The 24,428-nt window shown below is 68.3% G+C and carries 25 protein-coding genes, 1 tRNA gene and 1 other RNA gene; 20 read left to right on the top strand and 7 right to left on the bottom strand.

Annotated elements, in window-relative coordinates:
* Nucleotides 1-88 precede the first annotated feature (88 nt).
* From ACFWTE_RS06990 to ACFWTE_RS06980, 3 genes are all read right to left on the bottom strand, one after another.
* Nucleotides 89-1,873, bottom strand: coding sequence for an ATP-binding protein (locus tag ACFWTE_RS06990; protein WP_378778402.1), 1,785 nt, complete (start codon nt 1,871-1,873; stop codon nt 89-91).
* Nucleotides 1,874-2,361: 488 nt separating this feature from the next.
* Entirely contained in the window at nt 2,362-3,051 is a 690-nt protein-coding gene (locus tag ACFWTE_RS06985) for an HAD family hydrolase (protein ID WP_378778401.1), read from the bottom strand.
* The gene (locus tag ACFWTE_RS06980) at nt 3,048-3,890 is read right to left on the bottom strand and encodes a GntR family transcriptional regulator (protein WP_378778400.1); all 843 of its coding nucleotides are present in this window, start codon (nt 3,888-3,890) and stop codon (nt 3,048-3,050) included. The genes ACFWTE_RS06985 and ACFWTE_RS06980 overlap by 4 nt, the downstream gene beginning before the upstream one ends.
* 167 nt (nt 3,891-4,057) lie before the next feature.
* Between ACFWTE_RS06980 and ACFWTE_RS06975 the strand changes: the two genes are divergently transcribed.
* The 13 genes from ACFWTE_RS06975 (at nt 4,058) to ACFWTE_RS06915 (ending at nt 13,978) form a co-directional block, all read left to right on the top strand.
* Entirely contained in the window at nt 4,058-4,351 is a 294-nt protein-coding gene (locus ACFWTE_RS06975; RefSeq protein WP_378778399.1) for a WhiB family transcriptional regulator, read from the top strand.
* Between the two features lies 1 nt (nt 4,352).
* A complete protein-coding gene (locus ACFWTE_RS06970; protein WP_378778398.1) occupies nt 4,353-4,706 on the top strand; it encodes a hypothetical protein in 354 nt (117 codons plus the stop codon).
* Nucleotides 4,703-4,873 (top strand): hypothetical protein, encoded by a 171-nt coding sequence (locus tag ACFWTE_RS06965; protein WP_378778397.1) that lies wholly within the window; start codon nt 4,703-4,705, stop codon nt 4,871-4,873. The genes ACFWTE_RS06970 and ACFWTE_RS06965 overlap by 4 nt, the downstream gene beginning before the upstream one ends.
* Nucleotides 4,873-5,013, top strand: a complete 141-nt coding sequence (locus ACFWTE_RS06960) for a hypothetical protein (RefSeq protein WP_378772410.1) — start codon at nt 4,873-4,875, stop codon at nt 5,011-5,013. The genes ACFWTE_RS06965 and ACFWTE_RS06960 overlap by 1 nt, the downstream gene beginning before the upstream one ends.
* On the top strand, nt 5,010-6,242 hold the full coding sequence (locus ACFWTE_RS06955) for a winged helix-turn-helix domain-containing protein (RefSeq protein WP_378778396.1): 1,233 nt from the start codon (nt 5,010-5,012) through the stop codon (nt 6,240-6,242). The genes ACFWTE_RS06960 and ACFWTE_RS06955 overlap by 4 nt, the downstream gene beginning before the upstream one ends.
* A complete protein-coding gene (locus tag ACFWTE_RS06950) occupies nt 6,239-6,502 on the top strand; it encodes a hypothetical protein (protein WP_378778395.1) in 264 nt (87 codons plus the stop codon). The genes ACFWTE_RS06955 and ACFWTE_RS06950 overlap by 4 nt, the downstream gene beginning before the upstream one ends.
* A complete protein-coding gene (locus ACFWTE_RS06945) occupies nt 6,495-6,872 on the top strand; it encodes a hypothetical protein (protein ID WP_378778394.1) in 378 nt (125 codons plus the stop codon). The genes ACFWTE_RS06950 and ACFWTE_RS06945 overlap by 8 nt, the downstream gene beginning before the upstream one ends.
* 60 nt (nt 6,873-6,932) lie before the next feature.
* Entirely contained in the window at nt 6,933-8,966 is a 2,034-nt protein-coding gene (locus ACFWTE_RS06940; protein WP_378778393.1) for a hypothetical protein, read from the top strand.
* A 228-nt stretch (nt 8,967-9,194) separates the two neighbouring features.
* A complete protein-coding gene (locus ACFWTE_RS06935) occupies nt 9,195-10,004 on the top strand; it encodes a phosphoadenosine phosphosulfate reductase (protein WP_378778392.1) in 810 nt (269 codons plus the stop codon).
* A complete protein-coding gene (locus ACFWTE_RS06930; RefSeq protein WP_378778391.1) occupies nt 10,001-10,909 on the top strand; it encodes a bifunctional DNA primase/polymerase in 909 nt (302 codons plus the stop codon). The genes ACFWTE_RS06935 and ACFWTE_RS06930 overlap by 4 nt, the downstream gene beginning before the upstream one ends.
* Nucleotides 10,906-12,411: a YfjI family protein gene (locus tag ACFWTE_RS06925; RefSeq protein WP_378778390.1), complete on the top strand. Its 1,506-nt coding sequence runs from the start codon at nt 10,906-10,908 to the stop codon at nt 12,409-12,411. The genes ACFWTE_RS06930 and ACFWTE_RS06925 overlap by 4 nt, the downstream gene beginning before the upstream one ends.
* Nucleotides 12,412-12,458: 47 nt before the next feature.
* The gene (locus ACFWTE_RS06920) at nt 12,459-12,659 is read left to right on the top strand and encodes a helix-turn-helix domain-containing protein (RefSeq protein ID WP_378778389.1); all 201 of its coding nucleotides are present in this window, start codon (nt 12,459-12,461) and stop codon (nt 12,657-12,659) included.
* 59 nt (nt 12,660-12,718) lie between these two features.
* Entirely contained in the window at nt 12,719-13,978 is a 1,260-nt protein-coding gene (locus ACFWTE_RS06915) for a tyrosine-type recombinase/integrase (protein WP_378778388.1), read from the top strand.
* Between the two features lie 78 nt (nt 13,979-14,056).
* Here the strand turns inward: ACFWTE_RS06915 and ACFWTE_RS06910 are convergent.
* Together ACFWTE_RS06910 and ACFWTE_RS06905 are read right to left on the bottom strand one after the other, a co-directional pair.
* Nucleotides 14,057-14,141, bottom strand: a tRNA-Ser gene (locus ACFWTE_RS06910).
* A gap of 127 nt (nt 14,142-14,268) precedes the next feature.
* Entirely contained in the window at nt 14,269-15,621 is a 1,353-nt protein-coding gene (locus ACFWTE_RS06905) for a DUF2252 domain-containing protein (RefSeq protein WP_378778387.1), read from the bottom strand.
* A 104-nt stretch (nt 15,622-15,725) separates the two neighbouring features.
* Between ACFWTE_RS06905 and ffs the strand changes: the two genes are divergently transcribed.
* Together ffs and ACFWTE_RS06895 are read left to right on the top strand one after the other, a co-directional pair.
* Nucleotides 15,726-15,821, top strand: an RNA gene (gene ffs / locus ACFWTE_RS06900) — signal recognition particle sRNA small type.
* 106 nt (nt 15,822-15,927) lie between these two features.
* The gene (locus ACFWTE_RS06895; protein ID WP_378778386.1) at nt 15,928-18,114 is read left to right on the top strand and encodes a DNA polymerase III subunit gamma and tau; all 2,187 of its coding nucleotides are present in this window, start codon (nt 15,928-15,930) and stop codon (nt 18,112-18,114) included.
* Nucleotides 18,115-18,150: 36 nt separating this feature from the next.
* Here ACFWTE_RS06895 and ACFWTE_RS06890 read toward each other — a convergent pair whose 3' ends face one another.
* Nucleotides 18,151-18,804 carry a TetR/AcrR family transcriptional regulator gene (locus tag ACFWTE_RS06890; RefSeq protein WP_378778385.1) on the bottom strand — a complete coding sequence of 218 codons (654 nt, stop codon included), beginning with the start codon at nt 18,802-18,804 and terminating at the stop codon, nt 18,151-18,153.
* Nucleotides 18,805-18,923: 119 nt separating this feature from the next.
* Here ACFWTE_RS06890 and ACFWTE_RS06885 point away from each other — a divergent pair, with 119 nt between their 5' ends.
* Nucleotides 18,924-19,130, top strand: coding sequence for a DUF6243 family protein (locus tag ACFWTE_RS06885; RefSeq protein WP_378778384.1), 207 nt, complete (start codon nt 18,924-18,926; stop codon nt 19,128-19,130).
* Between the two features lie 133 nt (nt 19,131-19,263).
* Here ACFWTE_RS06885 and ACFWTE_RS06880 read toward each other — a convergent pair whose 3' ends face one another.
* Nucleotides 19,264-20,427, bottom strand: a complete 1,164-nt coding sequence (locus tag ACFWTE_RS06880; protein ID WP_378778458.1) for a methyltransferase domain-containing protein — start codon at nt 20,425-20,427, stop codon at nt 19,264-19,266.
* 359 nt (nt 20,428-20,786) lie between these two features.
* Here ACFWTE_RS06880 and ACFWTE_RS06875 point away from each other — a divergent pair, with 359 nt between their 5' ends.
* The 4 genes from ACFWTE_RS06875 (at nt 20,787) to ACFWTE_RS06860 (ending at nt 24,366) form a co-directional block, all read left to right on the top strand.
* Nucleotides 20,787-21,134 (top strand): YbaB/EbfC family nucleoid-associated protein, encoded by a 348-nt coding sequence (locus tag ACFWTE_RS06875; protein WP_267950577.1) that lies wholly within the window; start codon nt 20,787-20,789, stop codon nt 21,132-21,134.
* A 124-nt stretch (nt 21,135-21,258) separates the two neighbouring features.
* Nucleotides 21,259-21,858 carry a recombination mediator RecR gene (gene recR / locus ACFWTE_RS06870; RefSeq protein ID WP_378778383.1) on the top strand — a complete coding sequence of 200 codons (600 nt, stop codon included), beginning with the start codon at nt 21,259-21,261 and terminating at the stop codon, nt 21,856-21,858.
* A 181-nt stretch (nt 21,859-22,039) separates the two neighbouring features.
* Nucleotides 22,040-23,311: an aspartate kinase gene (locus ACFWTE_RS06865; protein ID WP_378778382.1), complete on the top strand. Its 1,272-nt coding sequence runs from the start codon at nt 22,040-22,042 to the stop codon at nt 23,309-23,311.
* Entirely contained in the window at nt 23,308-24,366 is a 1,059-nt protein-coding gene (locus ACFWTE_RS06860) for an aspartate-semialdehyde dehydrogenase (protein ID WP_378778381.1), read from the top strand. Before ACFWTE_RS06865 ends, ACFWTE_RS06860 begins: the two co-directional genes overlap by 4 nt.
* Nucleotides 24,367-24,428 lie beyond the last annotated feature (62 nt).

Raw genomic sequence — 24,428 nt, 5'->3', positions numbered from 1 at the left:
AGGTGAAGGGTGATAATCCGGAGTTATCATGCACCTTTCGGTGCATGATAACTTCTCTTACTTTTCATGCTGTCCGCCAGCACCAGGGCTACGTGATTCCCCATTTTGCGTTTTTGGAACGCGGCTTCCCTATTAGTTTAATGAGCCCCTTCTCTCGTAGGGCCTGCAGGGCTCCTCTCACCTTATTTTGGTCCATTTCAGTGATTTCTGATATCGCTTGCTTGGTGAGGGGGGAATCTTTCAGGGTTTCCAATACAGTGGACTGAAGTGAAGTCAGCCTTTCTGTTTTTTGAATAGACTGTGTCGAGGGTTCTCGAGGCATGGCTTCACCTGCTTCTTCTGTCTCGAAGCTGCTAAATGGGTCCTCATCTGTAACATTGGGACTATTTTTCAGAAGATAGAAAGCCGATCCTCTGTTTCCATGTTGCTCGATTATCCCACGATCGACGAGTTCTTTCAGGTCGCGGCTAGCTACTCTGCTGTCTTGGACGCCCGTGGCTGTCCGATAGGAACTATTTGTCATTATTTCTCCGTTGCGCATCATTACCAATGCTGTCATCTGTGTTTTTGAAAGAGGCCCCGACTGAAGCTCGTTTAGCCACTGGAGGGCTTCTTCGTCGATCAACGTATGGTTCGGAAACTCTGCGGCGAAGGAAGAAATGTTGTCAGTGAATCGTGGCGGCTCCATACCAGCCTCAACCAGTGAAATTCGGATCCTCGCGATTCCGCTCCCTCGGTTTTCACATACCATGCTGTTGTCGGTATAAGGCGTGTCTTCGAGAATTTTAAGTAGAACCTTATTGCGTGAGGAGGATATAGTTTCCGTTCCCAGGTTGTTCACTTCGACTGGCCCATACAGGCCTCCAGGGTTCCTGATGATTAGCCGATCAGGGTACATTTCAACCTGAACTTGCATCCCCCGAGCTGCCTCAGAGTAATCGCGGTGTACCAAGGCATTTACGAGTGCTTCACGGAGAACTTCTTCCGGATACTCCCACTCATCTGTTCTGAAGAGACCTGAGACTATACTCCTGCGTCGCATGTTCCTCTTCAGTACACGGATGCATTCACTCACCATTTGAGGGATTGACCCGTCAATCGAACGGTTCTCCGTAAATCTTTCTCCTGAAGGGCCTAGTACTCCCGGCTCTGTGTTTGGGTAAGCAACGAACGTGATGTCTAGTTGTGGCTCGAATTGCTGTGGGTAAATGCCAAAGGCGAGAAGTCCGGCCAGGGAAGGAACTAGATCTTCCCCGTGCGGGACAAGGACGTTGAGCATTCGTAGTGCTTCCCTGTCCTCAATGCGGCTAAATATTGAAGATTTTGTCTCTCGCACCCTACGCAAGAAGCCGTTGATTATCGTTTGATCCAGATCGGTAAACGCTGCCTCCGGTACCGGGTTCAGATCTTGTTTTTGTTCGCTTCTATTGGAAAGAAGTATAGATACCTCATAATCTGTGAGTTTTCGGTCTCCATCGCTGACCCTCAGACGAGATCCAGCCCACGGGCCAAGGCTTTTCTTATGGCACGGACGTTGATCCCTTGGTGTGGGAGGAATTTTGCAGGTAATTATGTGCTTACCATTAAATTCATGGCTAATTATTTCCGCGCGAACAGGAGGCTCCATTTCGCTGCAAACCCCTGCAAGGTTTGCCTCTATTTTGGCGGGTTCATCTACCCCTGTAATTGCAAAGCCTTTCTTTTCTTCTACTCCAAGGATGATCATCCCCCCTTGGGCGTTCGCGAATGCGCTTATCGTTTCCCATGTGGATGCAGGGAGGTCTTTCTGGGATTTCTTAACTTCGCAAGTGTAATTATCTCCTCCAAGTCGTCGGAGTTTTTCTAGAAGCTCTTGTAGTTCATTTTCTGTCACGAATAACTCCTCTTCATCGATCTGGCAAGTACAGAGTAGCCTCTGGCAAGTCCCAAGTCTTGCATGATGCCTGCTTGATGCGCTGATGCTGCCAGATGACTTGTAAGAAGGCGTGTCTGAACCTGTGACGACTGTGATGAAGGCGACTTAGCGGTACAGGTGTGTGCCTTCCTATGAAGCAGCTGTCCCCTGGCCAAGCACATGGCCTCTGGGCAAGGGATGAGGCTGGAGAGCCGTCAGAGGTCGCGTGCATCCCGTAGGAGCTCATGGGCCCTCTCAGGGGCGGTGGAGGGTCTTCCGTCCCTGAGTTGAGCTTTGAAACCCGTGGTTGTCATGCTTGAGAGGTTCGGTGGGTTGACCTGTGGCAGGTCGACTCTGCTGGCTCTACTACTGAGCAGGTCTGGGAAGTAACCAAGCTTTCTGACCACTCACAGAAGCCCCCAAGCTCTGCTGAACTCGACAAGACTTCTCTTTGCTACGATTTGTAGTCACTTGATGACAGTGAGGATATGAGGTGTCAAGTCTTCCATCCGCTGGATGACTACATCGCTCTCCAGTAGTCGGAACGCCTCTACTTTCCCTGGCTTGTTTGCGTACCCGGCCACGGGCACTCTCATCGCCTTAGCTACTTCGATGTCGGTCACCGAGTCGCCCACCATGAGACAGTCGCTAGGACCAACAGGCAGCTCCTTGAAGGCCAGTTCGAGGAGGTGAGGGTGCGGTTTCATCAGCTCCGGCGACTCTCTGCTGCGTCCGAAGACCGCGCGAACCAGCTTCGTGAGACCGTGAGCTTTGAGAAAGGCCTCTACAGCCTCTGGGGAGTTGTTGCTGACCACCACCAGGCAGCGGCCTGTCTCCTTACATGCCTGCATGAACTCGACGGCGCCAGGTGTCGGAGATGCCTCTGCCACGGAGATGACTTCTGCTTCCCGGAGCATCCGCTCGGACTCGGAGTGCCGCTCTGGGGCGACCTCGAACAGGTAACGGAGTACCTCCATGGGGTCCGTCTCCGTGCTGGCCTTCTCTGAGATCGGGACTCCGGCCTCTCGTGAGCGGGCCAGCATGTCCCGGGCTACCTGCGGGGCAGGGTAGCCAGCGAAGGCACTGCATACGGGGCCGTCGAAGTCGAGTAGGACCGCACGGCAGCGGCGGATGATGTTCTGTTCTTCCGGGGTCATTCCTCGCGCTCCCTGGAGACGTTCTCCCAGATGCTGTCGAACCACATCTGTGACTGGGCGATGTACTGCGATCCGGTCGACTCGGGGTCCTCGTCCGCGGCGTGGTGGAACAGCGTGGCGTCCCTGCCCATGAGGTCGAAGATCTCCACCTTCTCCTTGTTGATCGGGACGGTGTTCTCCTTGACCGGGTAGTACCCGAAGAATGCTTCCTGACCGTTGATGATGTAGAGCTTGAACATCGGAGCGACCGAGTAGACCCGGGTCTGCACGACAGCGCTCTGGACAAGCCCGAGGTTCTCCAGCTCGTGCACCGCGTCCTCGATGCCCTGGGTGTACCGGAGCATGATCCGCCGCATTCGCTTCCGCACGTCGGGGTCGTCGGTGAGCGTGTCCGTGCGGACAGGGAGGCCCATCGGAGCGGAGAGGTCCGGCACGAGGATGCGCACGCGGACGGTCTCCGGTGACAGCCGCCCTTCGCGGACCTTGTCCAGCGGCTCTTGGAGCGCTCCGTGCAGAGTCTCCCCGCCGAATCCGGCGAAGTCGATCGTCACGGCCTGGCTGTTGAACGCCCGCTCGATGTGGGGGCGCAGACCAACCGGGCGTGACGTGCGTTCCCGCACGAACACGCCGCGGCCCTGCTGGGAGACCACCAGGCCCTCATCCCTCAGAAGCCGGATGGCCTGCTGCACGGTCATGCGTGCCACGCCGTAGGTCTTGGCCAGTTCCGACCCAGAGGGCAACTGGTCACCCGGTTCTAGCTTCCGGGTAAGGATCGACGCTCTCAGAGCGCCTGCTACCTGCTGGAACGGGGGGCGGGGGTCTTCCGGATCGATGCTCATGCTCCCCAGCTTACGAGAGCTTGGCTAGGCAGCCTAGAAAGAAGTTCTCGCAATCCTCTTGACTCTCCTAGCTTGGCTAGCCAAGCTAGGTGACTAGTGAGCCTGTTCAAGTTCCTGCTTTATAGCCGCCAGCAGGAGCCGGGCTTTCCTTCCAACCAGGAGGTCCTGTGAGCCCCGACCCGAAGACCCTGCCTACGGCGCGACTCCGCGCCGCGATGGCCGATCACCGCCTCCCCTGCGCCACGCAGCCGGAGCTGTTCTTCGAGCCCGACACCGCCGACCTGTTCGGTGAGAAGCCCGCGGCCCGCACGCTGCGGGAGCGCTCCGCCAAGGTCCTGTGCCTCACCTGCCCCGTCCGGGAGCTGTGCCTGGAGCTGGCGCTCCGGGACCTGCCGTCCGCCGGGGTCTGGGGCGGCCTCACCCACGACGAGATCAACACGTACTCGCGAGAGGTCGCCTGACATGGCCACCCGAACCGAGAACCCCACCGCGACGCGCCCCATGTCCGCGCCGGAACTGCTCGTGATCGCCTCGGTGATCGTCGGCCAGCTCTCCGGCGACTACCCCGAGCTGTCGGTCAGGACGGAGCACAGCGACGGCCCCGTTGTCGACCTGTGGCTGAGCCCCAAGCACAGCACCGTCAAGGAGCGCCGCCAGCTCATCACGGACATCTCCCGGGCCTTCGACGCCCCGGTCCACGGCTGGGACAGCACCGTGGCCTCGGTGTACGCCGACGACTGGAACGGCACCGGAGTGCGGATCACCTGCATCTGCCGGATCGCCGACGACAGCGAGCAGTCGGAGGTGACCCCGTGACCGAGCAGACGATCGCCGCCGCCCTGGCGGGAGCAACCGTCGCCGCCCTGGTCGGCTTCGCCCTGCTGAAGATCACCGAAGTCGTCCGCAAGGTGCGCCGCACATTCCGCCGCTGGGGACGCACCCGCCTGATCCTCGATCAGACCACCCGACGGAGGAGGCACTGATGGCCGTCCTGATCTCCCTGTTCGCCCTGCTGGCGGTCGCCGCCCTCACCTGGCGTCTGACCGGTGGCCTGCTCTGGCCTAACGCCCGCGCCGACCGCGACACCATCCGTCGCCTGTCCAAGCTGGGAGACGACCGATGACCCTCCGGAAGAAGCGCACCGCTCCCGAGCCGACCGACGTGGTGGCCGCCCTGCGCAAGCAGGTGCAGGACGCCAAGGCCCTCCAGTCCGTCCCCGACCAGGACCTGTTGTCCGATCCCCGGCTGAACCCCGCCACCCGGGGGCAGGCGGACACCCTGTCCGCCGAACGGCTGAGGACCCGCCTGGAGCTGGAGCACCGCCGGGTGCTGCGCTCCGAGCGTGAGACCGACCGCCGCGCCGAGGAGGCCATCCGGGCCGCCCAGGCCGTGGACGCCGCCCGAGCGGCCACCGATCCGGCCTACACAGTCCTGGACCTGACCCGCTCGCGTCGGCACTTCGCCCACCTGTCCCTCGCAGCCTCGATCGTCCTCTCGATCGGGTCCGCGATGGGGCTGGAAGCGGCCGTCCACACCCACCAGCCCGCGGCTCCGACCGGCATCGGCTACCTCGCAGAGGTCGCCCTGACCGGTATGTCGACGGCCGCGATCGTCTGGGCGGGCAAGCTCGCCTTCGCCGGGGCGCTCCCCAAGGGGCGTGTGCGCACGGCCCTGGCCGCGCTCATCGTGATCCCGCTGCTGGTGAGCATCATCGGTTCCACGATCGGCTCTGGCCCCGTGGGCGCCGTCGCCTCGCTGGGATCGGCCGCGTTCAGCCTGTTCGCCTACCTGATCACGGTCACCTCCGCCGACGCGATCACCGCGGTGATGGCCCGCATCACCGGTGCCACGGCTCCGAACCACGTGGAGAGCGGGCAGAACGAGGTGATCCCCGCACCACCGCGCCACAACCCCGGTGACGGCCTGGCGGTGGTGGGTGAGGCCATCGCCGAGGAGGCCGCGGACTACCTCCGCGACCACCACCGCTCACACGGCGGCCCGTCCGAGCGCTCGCACGAGGAGGACCGCTCACACGGCGACTCCCCGGAGCGCTCACACGGGCAGCAGGACCCCGTCACCGTGCCGCCCGCTCCGGAGCCGGAGCAGGTCATCCCGTCTGAGCGCCCGTGTGAGCGCGACCGCTCGCACGAGGACGACGAGTCCGCCGAACGGGTGCTGACCGCTCAGGAGCGCCGTCGTCTGGAAGGGGAGCGCAACCGCCGTCGCGTCGCCGACCACCTGTACCGGGACCCCGACGCTCACACGGCCGAGATCGCCGAAGCGCTCGGTTTGGGCGAGTCCACCGTGCGCCGTATCCGCCGAGAGATCGAGGCCGGAGGCGACGCCTCGTGAGTGCTCGAACGGACTGGCGGACTCGCTTCGCGGCCACCGTGGCCTTCATCGACCACCTGCTGTTGCAGACGGACACGTTGGTCTCCGCCTGCCTGGACATCCGTCCTCTGAACCGGCCCCTGGGTGTGCTCCTGGGTTGGCTGGGGCGGACCTGGCGTGAACACCTGGCCGCTGCCCGCACGCGCCGCCACGGCCCCGGACGTGGGGTCATCGCCGTCGTCATCACCCGCCCGAGTGAGGAGACCCAGACCCATGACTGAGGCCAACACCGAGCGTTCCGAGCTGAAGCGCATCATGGCGGACCTGGAAGCTATCCAGTTCGAGACCGGCTCGGACATCCGCCACTACACCGAGACCACCCGCAAGCTGAGCCGGGCTCTGGCCGTGGAGCTGGAGTTCTCTGCGCAGGAGTTGGAGGCCGCGCTCAAGGAGCTGCCGCCCGGTAGCGGGGAGAGTCGCCTGGCGATGCGCCGCAAGGCCCGGTCGGTGGCCCGCCACCTGCGCCGCGCGGCCGAAGCCCAGCGCCTCGTTGGCGTGGAGGCTGTCCGCACCTGGGGGTCGATGCTCAAGCACTTCGACCACCTGGTCAAGCGCAAGAAGCGCCGCCGGTCCCTGGACCTGTCCGCCTGACCGAACCCGACCCGCGGGGGCCGCTCGGAGCGGCCCCCGCCCACCACGAAGGAGGCCCACGTGGCTCGCAATGAAGTCGTTGTGCGGGGCCGGGACGGCTCCGAGGCACCGGTCCGGCGCGGCAACACCGCCATGGACTACATCCGGCCCTGGCTGGCAGCTCCGGGACTGATACCGGCTGGATACTTCACCCACTGGATGTGGGGAGACGCCGGAATGTACACCGGCTTGGCCGCGGCTGCCGTCGCAGCCGCCGGCGGGGTCGTCACCTACGCAACCCACCGTCTGACCGGGGCACGCACCTGGTACGCCCACCACATCGCTACCGCCATGACCGGCGGGGCCGGGGCGTGGCTCTCCATGGCCACGGTGTTCGGCCCCGGCCGCCCGCTCATGGACGCGCTGCTTATCGGGGGAGCGGCTGCCGCCGCGATCTCCAACGTCCACCTGTGGGCACGTGGACAGGGCACCGCCGAGACCGCCCCCAAGAAGGGGCGGGTGCTGCCGACCTTCGAGGAGATCGCGGCCAAGATCAAGCTCCGCGACGTGCGCGCTCGCTTGATCTCGGACACCGAGATGCAGCAGCGACACGAGCTGACCCTGGACAACGGCGAGACCGCCGAGTCCATTCAGAACCGCGCCAAGGAACTCGCTAGCGCCTACGGGGTCGCGCCGGGCGCGATCCGGGTGATCGAGGACCAGGGCCGCGCCGACAAGGCGGAGCTGGTCATCACCAAGCAGGACGTCATGGGCAAGCTCATCCCCTGGCCGGGCCTGGAGGCCACACACGTCGGAGCCTCGATCGTGGACCACCCGCTGCACCTGGGGACCTACGAGGACGGCGAGCCGTTCTTCAACCAGATCACCAACCGGCACTCGCTCACGGTCGGCATGGCAGGCGCCGGAAAGAGCGTGTACGGCAAGGTCAAGATGGTGCAGGTCGCCGCCCGCCGCGACACGTTCACGCTCGCGATCGACCTGGCCAAGGGCCGTCAAACCCTGGGGCCGATCGAGGGCGCGATCGGGTGGCCCGCCTACACCAAGCCCAATGCCCGCAAGCAGCTCGCCGCGGTCAAGCGCGCGATCAAGGCCCGCGCCAACCATCTGGCCGACCGAGGGCACTCGCAGTGGGTGCCCGAGTCGGGGCTGACCTTCCTGCACATCCTCGTGGAAGAGGCCGCCGAGGTGGTCGACTTCGAGGAGATCGTGGAGATCGCGCGAGTGGCCCGGTCCACCGGCATCCACCTCGATCTCAGCCTTCAGCGGGCAACCTGGGGCAACCTCGACACCGACACCCGCGCGAACCTGGGTGACGGTATCTGCTTCGGGGTCCGCGACTTCGCCGACGCCAGCTTCGTGCTCCCGGACTACGTGACCGAGGCCGGATGCGACCCGTCGCGGTGGCGCAAGTCCAAGCCGGGCGCGGCCTATGCCGCGATCGAGCACGTCGACCCCGATCGACACGTGGTGGCGGTCAAGGTGTTCGGCCCGCCCACCACCGACCCCAAGGACGAGAACCGGGACCTGACCGTCGCCGCCAACGGCCTCCCTGACCAGGACGCCAAGCTCGACGCAGTGACCCGCCAGGCGTTCGGCACCGAGTACGCCGAGTTCCTGGCGAGCCGTAGCCGCGCCACCGCACGGGCCGCAACCGCCGCACCGGTAATGACCCCTGCTGTGACGGTGCCCGCGGTCGATGACGTGGACGACGAGGAGCTGATCGTGGACGAGGACATCGAACCGGTCGTGCTCAAGACTCCCGACGACGACCCCGAGATCGTGGGCGACATCGACACGGAGATCCCGCCCTTGGACCCCGAGGACGACTTCGCCCTTCCGACCCGCAAGAAGGGCACCAAGGCCAGCGCGGAGGAAGCCCGAGCCGCAATCGACGCGCTCCTGGAGGACTGGGGCAACGGGCACCAGTTCAAGGCCGGTGACTTCAGGAGCGGCCTGGCGGAGATGGGCGTGGAGCGCGGGAGGAGCTGGTTCTACGGCCAGCTCTCGGAGCTGGAGGACGCCGGGCGAATCCAGCACGACGACGAGAACGGCCTGTGGTCCGTCCGTGACGCCCACGCACTCGTCGCGGCCTGACCCGTTCCAAACCGGGTGTCCAAGCCCTTGTCCAGACCCTGTCCAAACCAGGTGTCCAGACCCTGTCCAAACCCGGTTTGGACACCCGCTGACCTGTAACACCGCGCCGGGGCGTCCAACCCGGCCCCACACACGAAAGCGGCTCCGGTGCATAGCCGCCAAGCAACCACCGGAGCCGCGCTCCCAGAAAGAGCACTCCCTACGTCACCGCAAGGAGCACTACCCATCATGACGCATGCTCTGCGAACGTTCAGCTTCGGCGGAGGATGGCAGTCCACTGCCGCACTGGCCCTGGCCGCCACAGGCGAACTGGACTTCACCACCTTCCTGTTCGCCAACGTCGGCAACGACAGCGAAGACCCCGCCACCCTCGACTACGTCCGCGACCACGCGGCCCCCTTCGCCGCCGAACACGGCCTCACCCTCCACCAGCTCGACCGCACCAAGCGCGACGGCACCACCGAGACCCTTTACGGAAGGCTCACCCGCGAAGGGTCGCGCTCCCTGCCCATCCCCGTGCGCATGTCCAACGGCGCCCCCGGAACCCGCTCCTGCACCGCCGACTTCAAGATCAAGGTCGTCGGCAAGTGGCTCCGACAACACGGCGCCACCCGTGACAACCCCGCCACCGTCGGGATCGGCATCAGTGTGGACGAGATCCACCGTGCCAACAACCGCCGCTGCGAACCCCACGAGAACATCGTCTACCCCCTGCTCGACCTGGGCATCCGCCGCGCGGACTGCCCCCGCATCATTCGCTCCTTCGGACTGCCGCTGCCGCCTAAGTCGAGCTGCTGGTTCTGTCCCTTCCACCGAATGAGCACGTGGATCGACATGCGCCGTGAGCGCCCCGGCCTGTTCGACAAGGCCTGTGCCCTGGAAGACCTGCTCAATGAGCGGCGTGACACGTTGGGCAAGGACCACGTCTATCTCACCCGTCACGGTGCCCCACTGCGCCAGGTCGTTCCCGAGGGCATGGACACCCTGCCTTTCCCCGACGACGACGCCAGCTGCGACGGAGGGTGGTGCTACACGTGAGCCCCACGAACGTCCTGCCCTACGCCCTTGCCGCCGCCAACCGCGGCTGGCACGTCTTCCCACTGCGCACCCGCGCCAAGCGGCCCGTGCGCACCTTCACCGACTGGGAGCGGCACGCCACCACCGACCCGGACGCGATCCGTGCCCACTGGGGAGTCCACCCCGCCCACAACATCGCCGTCGCGTGCGGACCCTCCGGCCTGGTGGTGGTCGACCTCGACACCCCCAAGGACGGCGAGGCCCCACCTCCGGAGTGGGAGCGCCCCGGCATCACCAACGGCGCGGACGTTCTCGCTGCGCTCGCTGAGAAGCACGCTGAGGGCGACACCACGTTCCTGGACACGTTCACCGTGACCACCCGACGGGGCGGCATCCACCTGTACTACATGGCCCCGGAGAACGCCTCCTACCGCAACACCTCGGGCCGGTTGGGGTGGCTGATCGACACCCGCGCCACCGGCGGCTACGTCGTCGGCCCCGGCTCCTACGTCGCCGACGTGGACGGCCGCGGCCCCTACACCGTCACCAACCCCGCCGACACGGCTCCGCTCCCCAGTTGGCTGGCGACGCTGCTGGAACCGGCCCGCCGACGCCCGCTGACCTCCGGACAGGTGCACAGCATGCTCGCCTCGCACCCCAGCGCCGCCACCTACGTCACCCGGGCACTGCGTGGAGAGGTCGACCGGGTGCTCGCCGCCAAGGAGGGCAGCCGCAATCACACCTTGAACAAGGCCGCGTTCGCCGTGGGCACGCTGGTAGGCGCGGGGATGCTCCCCAAGCACTTGGCCGAAGACCAGCTCACCAACGCCGCACTCCAGATCGGTCTGGGAGCGGACGAAGCCGAGAACACCGTGCGCAGCGGCCTCCAGGCCGGAATCCGCCGCCCCCGGGGAGCCGCGGCGTGATCCCCGACGACGGTCGGCCGGTCACCGGGCAGGAGTGGGACGCTCCCACTCCGCTCGGTGCCCGCGGCACCCTTCCCACCTTCCCCGCCGACTGCCTGCCCGACTGGGTAGCCGCCTTCGTCAAGGCAGTCGCGGAGGAGACCCAGACGCCCGTGGACGCCGCCGGGTGCGTCGCCCTGGCCGCCCTGTCCACCGCCGCCGGGGGACGCGCCATCGTGCAGGTACGCGGCACCTACACCGAACCGGTCAACCTGTTCACGGTCGTGGCCCTGCCGTCCGCCTCGCGCAAGTCTGCGGTGTTCCGCGCGATCACCTCCCCGATCCTCAAGGTCGAAGCAGAGCTGACCGAGCGGATCAAACCGCAGATCGTGGAAGCGGAGCTGGCACGGGAGGTCGCCGCCGGGGTCGCGGAGAAGGCCAAGGCCAAAGCCGTCTCTTCCAAGGGAGCCCCGGACGCGCTCGCCGACGCCAGCGACGCCGCGGCCGCGATCGAGGAGATCACGATCCCCGTCGTGCCCCAGCTCGTGGCCGACGACGTCACCCCCGAGCGGGCCGCCTCGATCCTGTGCGACCAGGGCGGCAGGCTCGCCGTGCTCTCCGCCGAGGGCGGGATCTTCCAGATCCTCGCGGGTCGCTACTCCGGAGCGCCGAACTTCGACCTGTTCCTCAAAGGCCACGCCGGAGACATGCTTCGCGTCGACCGGCGCGACCGCACCGAGCACGTGGAGACGGCCGTGCTGACCCTGGGCCTGGCCGTGCAGCCGGACGTGATCCGTGAGATCGCCACCGGCCCCGGCTTCCGCGGCAAGGGACTGCTCGGCAGGTTCCTGTACGCCCTGCCCGAGTCCAACATCGGCACCCGCAACGTCGACCCCGACCCGGTTCCCGCCGACGTGGCCGCCACCTACGAGGAACGCCTCATGCGCATGGTGGTGCACCTGTTCGACTGGACCGACCCCATCCGCCTCCAGCTCTCCCCGGAGGCCGACGAACTCCGGCTCGACTACGCCCGCAAGCTGGAGCCGCGCCTGCACCCGCGCACCGGGGACCTGGGGCACATGTCCGACTGGGCGGGCAAGTCCGTGGGCGCGATCGTGCGCATCGCGGCCCTGCTGCACCTGGCCGACAACCCCGTCGACGGGTACCGGCTCCCCATCAGCGGCGACACCATGGCCGCCGCGATCCGGATCGGGGAGTACTTCACCCGCCACGCGGAAGCCGCCTTCGACCACATGGGCGCCGACCCTGAGACCGAGCGCGCCCGCCTGGTCCTGGACTGGCTCCGGCGCAAGCAGCCCGCCCGGTTCACCGTGCGCGAGGCGTTCTCCGGTCTGCCGCGCGGCACCTTCCCCAAGGTCGCTGACGTGCTGCCCTCCCTGGAGCTGCTGGAGGGCTACGGCTGGATAGCGATGGAGCCCCCGCCCCCGCGCAACCCGAAGGGAGGACGCCCGCCCTCACCCGCCTACCAGGTTCACCCGCAGATCAGCGGCCCCGGCGCATAGCCGCCAAGCAACCACCGGGGCCGCACTCCCAGAAAGGAAGCACCGCCATGACCACTGAGAAGAAACTGCTGCGAGTCGAGGAGGCCGCCGCTCTGCTCGGCATCGGCCGCACCCGCGCCTTCGAGCAGATCAGGCTCGGACGCCTGCGCTCCGTCAAGATCGGCACCTCCCGCCTGGTGCCCGCTGTCGCCCTCGACGAGTACGTGGCCCTGCTGCTCGACGAGAGCGCTCAGGACCGCGCGGCGTGACCCCCTCGCGGGGCCGCGCCGCCGCGGCCCCGCTCCGGACTTCTCAGGAGCGGCAAGACATGACTGACAACTCCAAGCGCACCCGGCAGCCCAACGGAGCCTCCTCCATCTACAAGGGCAAGGACGGCTACTGGCACGGGCGCGTGACCGTGGGGGTCAAGGACGACGGCAAGCCGGACCGCCGCCACGTGATGCGCACGACCCGGAAGGACATCACCAAGGCCGTCCGGGAGTTGGAGCGCAAGCGGGACAAGGGGAGCGTGCCCAAGGCCGGGCAGCGGTGGCGCGTCGCCGACTGGCTCACGCACTGGCTGGAGAACATCGCCGCGGCATCCGTCAGCGAGTACACCTACTCCGGTTACCGCGTGGATGTGCGCGTCCACCTCATCCCGGGTCTCGGAGGCCACTGGCTGGACAAACTCCAGCCCGAACACCTGGAGCGCTTCTACGCCAAGATGCAGGCCAACGGCAGCAAGCCTGCGACCGCCCACCATGCCCACCGCACCATCCGGGCCGCGCTCAACGAGGCCGTACGGCGCGGCCACCTGCCGAAGAACCCGGTGCTGCTGGCCAAGGCACCGCGGGTCGCGGAGGAGGAGGTGGAGCCCTACTCCGTCGGGGAGGTGCGGCGCCTGCTGAAGCTGGCGGCCGACCGGCGCAACGGCGCACGCTGGGCCATCGCCCTGGCCCTGGGGCTCCGGCAGGGGGAAGCCCTGGGGCTGCGCTGGCCCGACCTGGACTTGGTCTCCGGCGGTCTGCGTGTGCGCCGGAACCTGCTCCGACCCAAGTACGCACACGGCTGCGACGACACGTGCGGACGCAAGGCCGGGTACTGCCCGGAGCGGGTCCGGACCAACCCTCTGACCAAGGACACCAAGTCGTCCGCGGGCAAGCGCCCGATCGGTCTCCCCGGGCCGCTGGTCGCGCTCCTGCGGGAGCACCGGGCCGTCCAGGAACGGGAACGGGAGGCCGCCGGGGAGCTGTGGGAGGAGGGCGGTTGGGTGTTCGCCGACGAGTTCGGCCGGCCGCTCAGCCCGAATACCGACCACCACGAGTGGAAGGCCCTGCTGCGGGAGGCCGGGCTGCGGGAGGCGCGGCTGCACGACGCCCGGCACACCGCCGCGACCGTGCTGCTCATCCTGGAGGTTCCGGAGCGGGCCGTGATGGGGATCATGGGGTGGTCCTCGTCCTCGATGGCGAAGCGCTACCAGCATGTGGTGGACGAGGTCCGCACCGACGTGGCCGACCGGGTCGGCGGACTCATCTGGGAGGCTCCCCAGCCGGAGGAGGGCGGCTCAGGCCCCGGAACGGCCAACTGAGACTAAAACTGAGACTAGGGACGACGAAGGCCCCGACCGGTGTCCGGTCGGGGCCTTCGTCTCGGCAGCTAGCCGCTGCGGAGGATAGGGGATTCGAACCCCTGAGGCGTTGCCACCAACACGCTTTCCAAGCGTGCGCCCTAGGCCACTAGGCGAATCCTCCGCGCACAACTCTACACGCCGGAGAGGGTGCTCCGAACAGGTCTCCCGAGGGCCTCCCCGAGGGCCTCCCCGGGGGCCTCCTCCCGCCCGCTCGGGCCCAGCTCAGAGCGGGCGGGCAGGCGGGCGGGTCAGGAGTCCCGGCTGGACCGCACCCCCCTGATGGCGTTGTTGCGGAACGCGTCCACGAACAGCGAGTGGTCCGCGCGCGCCTGGGCCGCGTAGCGGTGGGCGAACCGCACGCACCAGGCGGAGAACTCCGCCTCGCGGCCGTCGAGCACCGTCATGAGCGCCTCCTCGGTCTCCCAGTCCACCAGGGTCGCGTCCGCGTGCGAGTCGGACACGCAGTGCGCCTTGGCGGTCGCGCGGCCCAGGTAGTCCAGCACCGGCTCGACGTCCTCGGGCTCGGTGAGCCCCTCCCAGTCCAGGTCGTTGGTGTACGGGGAGATCTCGCTCACCACGAAGCCCACGCCGTCGATCTCGGTGTGCCCCAGCAGCGGGTCGGCGTGGGCCTGGAGCGCGCGCTGGGACACGGCGGTGCGGTGTCCGTGGTGCTCGAACGCCGCCATGATGCGCTGGTCCGTCACTACCCGGGACGGGGCTGCGACGTTCCCCTGCTTCATGGACAGGACGATGTCGTTGTCCCACGCCTCCGACCGGCCCTCGATGAGGACGCTGTAGGCGGGAAGGCCCGCGGAGCCGATCCCGAAGCCGCCGCTGCCCACCACGTCCTTGACTCCGTAGTCCAGCGACGCGAACCGCCGGTCGTTCGGGATGGTCTCCAGGTAGGCGTGGTAGGCGGCGAGCACCTTCCCGCGCTCGACGTCGTCCAGCCGCCGTACCCGCGGCCCCTCGCGGAACCTCCGGTCGTACCCGTCGCGGGCGGTCATGGACGACAGCATCGCCGCGCGGCTGTTGAGCCTGGCGCGCTGGAGCACGTCGTGGACCGTGCCGTCGGTGTTGTCCAGCTTGAGGGAGAAGTCGGAGTCGCCGCCCTGCGTCGCGAACCGGCGGACCTGGGACACGTAGGCCTCGACGTAGCGCGGGACGAGCGCGCCGATGTCGTCGTCGGACAGGGCCTTCTGCCACCCCATCAGGGCCACGCTGGACACGAACCGGAGCACGTCCCAGGTGAAGTGGCCGAGGTAGGCCTCGTCGAAGTCGTTGACGTCGAAGACCAGGCGTCCGGTCGAGTCCATGTAGGTGCCGAAGTTCTCGGCGTGCAGGTCGCCCTGGATCCACACCCGTGAGGTGCGGTCGTCCGCCCAGGGGTCCTCCATCGACGCGACGTCGGAGTAGAAGAGCGAGGCACTGCCCCGGTAGAACGCGAAGGGAGTGGCGGCCATCTTGCGGAACTTGGTTCGGAACGCGGCCGGAGCCGTGGCCATGAGGTCGGAGAAGGCGTTCTCCAACGTGTCCACGATGAGGTCCTGCCGCGCGGAGGAGTGGTCGGTGGATTCCGAGGGGTCGAACATGTCGTTCATGATGGCCCCGCGAGGTCGCCATGGCCATGCGCGCCGGGGCACCCGGGGCGGGAGGGGCGCTCCGCGAGGTTGCCAGAGCGGTCGGGAGGTCGGATACACTCGGGGCAGACCCCTCGTGCGGCGTCACCCCATGAACCTCCCCAGGGCCGGAAGGCAGCAAGGATAAATGGGCTCTGGCGGGTGCGCGGGGGGTCCTTTCTGTTTCTCGGGCCCGGTCGGACCCTCCCGGTTCATCGATCCGGTGCGAACTGTCACCGCCAGCGGGTTGAATGGACGGGTGGCAGGGACCAGGGGAGTGAGCACACCGTGAGCATCGCGCTGTACCGCAAGTACCGTCCCGCGACGTTCGGTGAGGTGCGGGGCCAGGAACACGTGACCGACCCGCTCCGCCAGGCGCTGCGCAGCGGTCGCATCAACCACGCCTACCTGTTCAGCGGCCCCCGCGGCTGCGGCAAGACGACCAGCGCCCGCATCCTGGCCCGTTCGCTGAACTGCGCCGAGGGGCCCACCCCGGACCCGTGCGGGACCTGCGACTCGTGTGTGGCGCTGGCCCCCGACGGCGGTGGCAGCATCGACGTCATCGAGATCGACGCCGCCTCCCACGGTGGTGTGGACGACGCCCGCGACCTGCGCGAGCGCGCCTTCTTCTCCCCGGTCAGCTCGCGCTTCAAGATCTACATCATCGACGAGGCGCACATGGTGACCCGCGAGGGTTTCAACGCGCTCCTCAAACTGGTCGAGGAACCCCCGCCGCACCTGAAGTTCGTGTTCGCGACCACCGAGCCCGAGAAGGTCATCGGCACGATCCGCTCGCGGACCCACCACTACCCGTTCCGGCTCATCCCGCCGAGCACGCTCCGGGAGCTCTTCGAGGACCTCCTCAAGGAAGAGGAGATCTCCTACGACCCCGCCGCGCTGCCGCTGGTGGTCCGGGCCGGTGCCGGCTCCGCACGTGACGGGCTGTCGGTGCTCGACCAGCTCATCGCGGGCTCGGGCGAGGACGGCATCACCCGCGAGGGCGCGGTGTCCCTGCTGGGCTACACCGACTCCAGCCTGCTGGGGGAGATGGTCGACGCGCTCGGAGCCCGCGACGGCGCCGCCGTGTTCGGGCTGATCGACCGGGTGGTCGAGGGCGGGCACGACCCGCGCCGGTTCACCACGGACCTGCTGGAGCGCTTCCGCGACCTGGTCATCCTGGCCGCCGTGCCGGACGCCCTGGACAAGGGCCTGGTCAACGTGGCCGCGGAGGCGGCGGAACAGATGAAGTCGCAGGCCGGCCGGATGGGGCCCGCCGAGCTCACCCGCGCCGCCGACATCCTCAACCAGGGCCTCACCGAGATGCGCGGGGCCACCGCGCCCCGCCTGCTGCTCGAACTGATGTGCTCGCGGGTGCTCCTGCCCGGCACCGACGGAGACCAGGGCGCGGCCCTGCTGGCCCGCCTGGAGCAGATGGAGCGCCGGATCTCCTCCGGCGCCGTCGCCCCGCCCGCCGCACCGGTCCGGGCCGCCGTACCGGCGGCACCCCCCGAGCCCGTACGCGCGCCCGCCGCACCCGAGGCCCGGCCGCCCCGGGCCCAGGCCGCGCCTGCGGCTCCTCAGGCCGCCGCGCCCGAACCGGCGGGTTGGGACGCGCCGGCCCGTCCGAGCCGGCCCGAACCCGCGCGCCCGGCCCCGTCGGCGCCCGCCGCCCAGTCCGATGGAGGCGGCGCCCTGGACCTGGGCCGGATCCAGGGGTCGTGGAGCCAGATCCTGGAGGCGGTCAAGGGGCTGCGCCGGTTCACCTGGATGGTGCTGTCCGGCGGTGAGGTCCGTCCGGTCGGGGTGGAGGGCAACGCCGTCCTGCTCGGCTTCTCCCGTCCCAGCGAGGCCAAGGGTTTCAGCAACAGCGGCAGCGACCAGGTGGTCGCCAACGCGATCCGGCAGGTCCTCGGCGTCGAGGTGCGGGTCGCCGCGGCCGGCAGTGCGGCGTCGGCCGCCGCGTCCGCCCGCCGCCCCGAGCCCGCGCGCCCGGCCGAACCCGCCGGTTGGGACGCTCCCGCGCCGACACCGCCCGCCGCCCCGGCCCCCGCCCAGCAGGCGCCGGAGCCGACGGCCGCCGGTCCGTCGGGCCCGCCGCCGGACCGGATCGTCACCGGCCTCCAGGAGCCGCCGCCGGACCCCTACGAGGACGCGGCCGCCTCCCCGCCGCCGGAGTACGACGACCCGTCCGCAGAGCGGGCACGGCCCCGGTCGGCCCCCGACGCAGCTCCCGCCTCCGGGCGGCCGGAGACCGCCCCCTCCCCGGGGACGGGTACGGCCCCGGGCGGGGACGCGGCGCAGGCATCCCCCTCCCGGGGGCCCTCCTCCGCGGTTCCGGCATCCGCCGCCGGGCAGGCGCCCGCGGGCGGATCCGCCCCCCGCGGCCCGGGCGGCACGTCGCTCATCGAGACGGAGCTGGGCGGCCGTGTGATCGAGGAGATCGAGCATGGGGCGGACACGGACGCGCCCTTCTAGACCGCCGGTGGTACCGACCACGTCGGGGCACCGCGGTCACCGGTGTGGTCGGCGGTCCGCCCGGGACCCGGGGGCCAGACCGGTCAGCACCGTGTCCACGAGTTCGTCCGCGTAGACGTGCGTGAGGGGTCCGGTCCGCAGCAGCCAGCGGTGGTGGAGCGGTCCGGTCAGCAACTCGGTCACGATGTCGAGGTCGGCCCCGGGGACGAGCTGGCCCGCGTCGCGTCCGGCGCGCAGCCGGTCCTTGATCGCCTCCATGTTGGGGCGGACCAGGCGTTCGGTGACGGCCCCGGCGAACGCCGTGTCGTTTTGGAGTTCGGTCGTGAACGCGCGGAAGGTCCGGTCCGTCCTGGGGTCGTTCAACTCGTCGACGGTGGCGCGGAGCACGGTTTTCAGGTCGGCGGACAGGTCGCCGGTGTCGGGTAGGGGTTCTCCCGCGGTGCCCCCGGTCAGCGCGGTGAAGACGTCGAACACCACGGAGGCCTTGGACGGCCACCAGCGGTAGATGGTCTGCTTGCCGACCCCGGCCCGTGCGGCGATCGCCTCGATGGTCACCTTGCTGTAACCGACCTCACCCAGCAGCTCCGACGCGGCGTCGAGGACGGCGCGTCGCGCCCTTTCGCTGCGGCGCCGGGGGTCCGGGGCGCGACGGGAGGATCGGGATTCTTCCGGTGGGGTGCTCTCTGCCATAGCTTCCACGCTAACCGCTCGAAAATGACGAGACGTATCGTCTTGACAGGGATACTGTACAGAGGCAGGATCACCATTGACGAGACGAAACGTCTCGCTTGAAGCGAAAGGAGGTCCGCATGTCCAAGAACAGTGACAACCTTCTCGGCATGGGCGGACAGCGCACCACGGTCTCCCGTTCCGAGATGCGCGGCGGTCCGGCCGGGGGCAAGGGCGGGCCCAACGCCGAGGCCAGGGAGCGCAAGCAGGAGCTCCTGCGCAAGCTTCGGGAGAAGAACGCACCCGAGAGTCCCGAAGAGTCCAAGGACACCGAAGGAACGGCGTGAACGCACGGCGGCGGCCTCCACCGGAAACGGTCGGGGGCCGTCGGCGTTCCCGCTCCCAAGCCGCGTCCGCGCGGCACCGGCGGCGGTTCCGCACCCCGGGAGGCCCTGTCCGCGCCGGACGGGACCCCCGCGTTCACACGTCCCAGGTGCGGCCGTCCGCCGAGTCCAGCCACACCCGGTGCGCCCCGTCACCGGCCACCGACAGCCCGAACCGGTCCGGTTCCGGCTCGCCCAGTTCGGCCCACAGCGCCAGGGCCTCCTCGAACTCGTCCCAGATGCTCCTCGGGCCCCCCTGTTCGATCATCCACGACGTTCCGTAGGGGTACACCCTCACCCACGAGACGCCCTCCAGATCGCACACCCACACGCCCGAGCCCGTACCGATCCACCGCCGCCGCACCCGCCAGTCCGGCACCATCACGGACAGGGCGAACGCCGTCGTGAACGCCATCAGCGGCGCCACCGGGTCGGACTGCGTGAGCCGGTACTCGTCCGGCTGCTGACCGGAGTCGCGTGCGGGAGGGGCCGCCGCGCCCGGGGTCCGCAGTGGCACGAACCCCACGCCTCCGTGGAAGCTCCCCCGTGCCGACCCGTCCCCGGGGCACTCCACGCGGGCCAGCACCCCGGCCCCCTCCAGCAGCCCCCACGGGCACACCACCAGACCGCCCGGCCGCACCTGGTCGAGCCATGCGGGCGGGACCCGCCGCACGCCGCAGGTGGAGGTGATCAGGTCGTAGGGGGCGTCGGGAGGGTAGCCCCCGTAGCCGTCGGCCGCGTGGACGGCGGGGGACCTGCCCTCCGCGCGCAGGACGCTCCGGGCGGACGCGGCCAGGCGGGGATCGATCTCCACGGAGGTGACGGCTCCGTCTCCCAGCCGGTGCGCCAGCAGGGCGGTGTTCCACGCGGTTCCCGTACCGACCTCCAGCACGGTCTGCCCCTCGTGGAGGCCGGCGAGCCCCAGCAGGCGGGCGAGGACCGTGGGAGCCGCGCTGGAGGAGGCCGAGGCGGTCTCCGGCCCGGGCTCGGGCTCGCGCGGAACGGGTGCCTCACGGGGCCGGGGGGACCCGGGCTCGTCCACCTGGGTGACGATGGCGTTGTCGGTGTAGACGGCGGCCAGCCACCGCTCCGGGTCGCTGTTGGCGTTGAGCACGGTCCCGTGCGGGGTGAGCGCACCCGTCTCGGGGATGAACCGGTGACGTGGGACCGACCGGAAGGCGTCGATCAGCGCGGCGTCGGTCAGCGTACCGTCCGCGATCATCGCCTCGATCAATGCCGAGTGGCGCTCACTGGCGGTCAACACGTCCTCAGTCCCCCGTGGCTGTCGGTGATGCCGATGGGCCCGCGGACTCCACCGGGACGGTGGCGCCCCGCTGAGCACCTTCCCAACCGAAAGTGATGTTATCGCTACTCTTCGTTGTCGATGCTGGTCGAAGCGTTCGCCGGGAGAGTCGGCGCCGCGTCGCGCCGCCACCACCTCGACGGCGAACCGGGTGCGTCCCGCCGGCCGGGCCCCCCAGGCCCCGCACACCGGTCACGGGACCGCCCCCGACAGCCCGCATGCGCCCTGATGACCGGTTAGTCTCACAGCAACAGCCACACAACTGCGAGACCCAGCACCATGAGTGCGGCGAGGAGACGGCCGTGAACCCTGGCGGAATGGACATGCAGGCCCTGCTCCAGCAGGCCCAGCAGATGCAGCAGCAGCTCGTGGAGGCCCAGCAGGCCCTGGACGAGGCCGAGGTCGAGGGCACCTCGGGCGGCGGCCTGGTCAAGGTCAGGCTGAGCGGGCGCGGACAGGTGGAGGACATCACGGTCTCCGCCGACGCGATCGACCCGAGCGACGCGGACGAGAGCGCGCAGACCGTCGCGGACCTGGTCCTGGCGGCCATCCGCGACGCCGAGGCGCAGGTGGAAAGGCTCCAGCAGGAGAAGATGGGTCCGCTCACCCAGGGGCTGGGCGGCGGCGGCATGCCCGGGGGCATGCCCGGCCTCCCCGGTTTCTGACCCGGGACGGGCACTGGGCGGGGCGGCCTCCGCGGCGCGTACGTGAGAGGTCGTCGCGCCGGATACGGTGGTGTCAGGGGAGACGGACCGCCCCGCCAATCCGGTCCGACCTGGTGGGTAGGCGATGTACGAAGGTGCGGTGCAGAATCTGATCGACGAGCTGGGGCGACTGCCCGGCGTCGGTCCGAAAAGCGCGCAGCGAATCGCCTTCCACCTGCTGTCCGCCGAGCACGCGGACGTCAAGCGCCTCGTCAACGCGCTGGTCGAGGTCAAGGAGAAGGTGCGCTTCTGCTCCGTCTGCGGCAACGTCGCGGAGGAGGAACTGTGCCGTATCTGCCGTGACGCCCGGCGCGACACCGCGGTCATCTGCGTGGTCGAGGAGTCCAAGGACGTCGTCGCCATCGAGCGCACCCGCGAGTTCCGCGGCCGCTACCACGTCCTGGGCGGAGCCATCAGCCCGATCGAGGGCATCGGCCCCGACGACCTGCGCATCAAGGACCTGATGGTCCGTCTGGCCGACGGCCAGATCACCGAGCTGATCCTGGCCACGGACCCCAACCTGGAAGGGGAGGCCACCGCGACCTATCTGGCGCGGCTGGTCAAACCCATGGGTCTGAAGGTGACGCGTCTGGCCAGCGGGCTGCCCGTCGGCGGCGACCTGGAGTACGCCGACGAGGTCACCCTCGGCCGTGCCTTCGAGGGCCGCCGCAGCTTGGAGTTCTAGCTCACACTTCGCCGTAATGCGGTTGAAATATGAGTAACCTCCGTTTCACCGGGTAGGCCCGACCGCTGGTGCGTCATGCACTCCGAGCGTTCCCGTCCCAGGTCGGACGGTGTAGACGACGGCGTCGCTGACTACACTCCATTTCATTGTCTTGATCCCAACTCCTCAGGAGCAATCGATCGTGGCCCTAATCGTGCAGAAGTACGGTGGGTCTTCCGTGTCCGACGCGGAAGCCATCAAGCGAGTAGCCCAACGGATCGTGGCTCAGAAAAAAGCGGGATATGACGTCGTCGTCGTGGTCTCGGCCATGGGCGACACCACCGACGAGCTGATCGACCTCGCCGAGCAGGTGTCCCCCCTGCCGCCCGCACGCGAACTCGACATGCTGCTCACCGCCGGCGAGCGCATGTCCATGGCCCTGGTCGCCATGGCCATCGAGAACCTGGGCTTCGAGGCCCGGTCCTTCACCGGTTCGCAGGCCGGTGTCATCACCACGTCGTTGCACGGCAACGCCAAGATCATCGACGTGACCCCGGGCCGCATCGCGGAGGCGGTGGGCGAGGGCGCGATCTGCATCGTCGCCGGGTTCCAGGGCGTCTCCCAGGACACCAAGGACATCACCACCCTTGGCCGGGGCGGCTCGGACACCACCGCGGTGGCGCTCGCCGCCGCGCTGGAGGCCGACGCCTGCGAGATCTACAGCGACGTCGACGGCGTGTTCACCGCCGACCCGCGCATCGTGCCGTCCGCGCGGCGCATCCCCCAGATCTCCTACGAGGAGATGCTGGAGATGGCGGCGTGCGGAACGAAGATCCTGCACCTGCGCTGCGTCGAGTACGCGCGCCAGTACAACATGCCCCTGCACGTCCGTTCATCTTTCAGCCAGAAGCAGGGGACCTGGGTCGTCCCGGAAGTCGAGGAAAGCGAAGGCATGGAACAGCCGATCATCTCCGGGGTCTCCCACGACCGGAGCGAAGCCAAGATCACCGTCGTCGGAGTGCCCGACAAGATCGGTGAGGCCGCGACGATCTTCCGGGCCCTGGCGGAGGCCGAGATCAACATCGACATGATCGTCCAGAACGTGTCGGCGGTCTCCACCTCGCGCACCGACATCTCCTTCACGGTCCCCAAGGACTTCGGCAAGGAGGCGGTCGCCGCGTTGAAGAAGGTCCAGGAGAAGGTCGGCTTCGAGTCGCTGCGCTACGACGACAAGATCGGCAAGGTCTCGCTGATCGGCGCGGGCATGCGTTCCTACCCCGGAGTCACCGCGCGCTTCTTCGACGCCATCGCGGGCTCCGGCACGAACGTCGAGATGATCTCCACCTCGGAGATCCGCATCTCGGTCATCGTCGAGGAGGACCAGGTCGACGAGGCCGTCCGCGCCGCCCACAGTGAGTTCCGGCTCGACGCAGACCAGGTCGAGGCCGTCGTCTACGGAGGTACCGGCCGATGAGCAACCGTCTTCCCACCCTCGCCGTCGTCGGCGCCACCGGAGCCGTCGGCACCGTGATGCTCGGCATCCTCTCGGAGCGGGAGAACGTCTGGGGCGAGATCCGCCTGGTGGCGTCCCCGCGCAGCGCGGGCAAGGTCCTTCGGGTCCGCGGCGAGGACGTCGTGGTCCAGGCACTGGCCCCCGAGGTCTTCGACGGTGTCGACGTCGCCATGTTCGACGTCCCCGACGAGGTGTCCAAGGAGTGGGCGCCGATCGCCGCCGCCCGCGGTGCGGTCGCCGTCGACAACTCCGGGGCGTTCCGCATGGACCCCGACGTCCCGCTCGTGGTTCCCGAGGTCAACGCGGACCAGGTCCGCAACCGTCCGCGCGGCATCATCAGCAACCCCAACTGCACCACGCTGTCGATGATCGTGGCCATCGGTGCTTTGCACCGCGCCTTCCAGGTCTCCGGCCTGGTCGTGTCCTCCTACCAGGCCGCCTCCGGTGCGGGTCAGGAGGGCATCGACACCCTGCGCGACCAGATGGCCAAGGCCGGGGCCGACCGCGGGCTCGGTGACAAGGCGGGCGACGTCCGCGCCACCGTCGGCGAGCTCGGGCCCTTCCCCGCGCCTTTGGCCTACAACGTCGTGCCGTGGGCGGGTTCGCTCAAGGACGGCGGCTGGTCCTCGGAGGAGCTGAAGGTCCGCAACGAGTCCCGCAAGATCCTGGGCCTTGAGGACCTCCGCGTTTCCGCGACCTGTGTGCGCGTCCCCGTGATCACCACCCACTCGCTGGTCGTGCACGCGACCTTCGAGAACGAGGTGACCGCGGACGCCGCCCGTGAGCTGCTCGGCTCGGCCGAGGGTGTGGCGGTCCTGGACGACCCGGCCCAGGGCGAGTTCCCGACCCCGGCCGACGTCGTGGGCACCGACCCCACCTGGGTCGGCCGGATCCGTCAGTCCCTCGACGACCCGAAGTCGGTGGAGCTGTTCCTGTGCGGGGACAACCTGCGCAAGGGCGCCGCGCTGAACACCGCGCAGATCGCCGAGGTCGTCGCCCGGGAGTTCACCTCCTAGGAACAACGTCTCGGGGGCGGTGGGGGGGGGGCGCGGCCGCGGGGGGGGGGGGGCCCGCGGGG

Source organism: Nocardiopsis sp. NPDC058631, from assembly GCF_042716955.1.
Lineage (GTDB): Bacteria > Actinomycetota > Actinomycetes > Streptosporangiales > Streptosporangiaceae > Nocardiopsis.
This window is presented reverse-complemented; position numbering and strand designations above follow the sequence as displayed.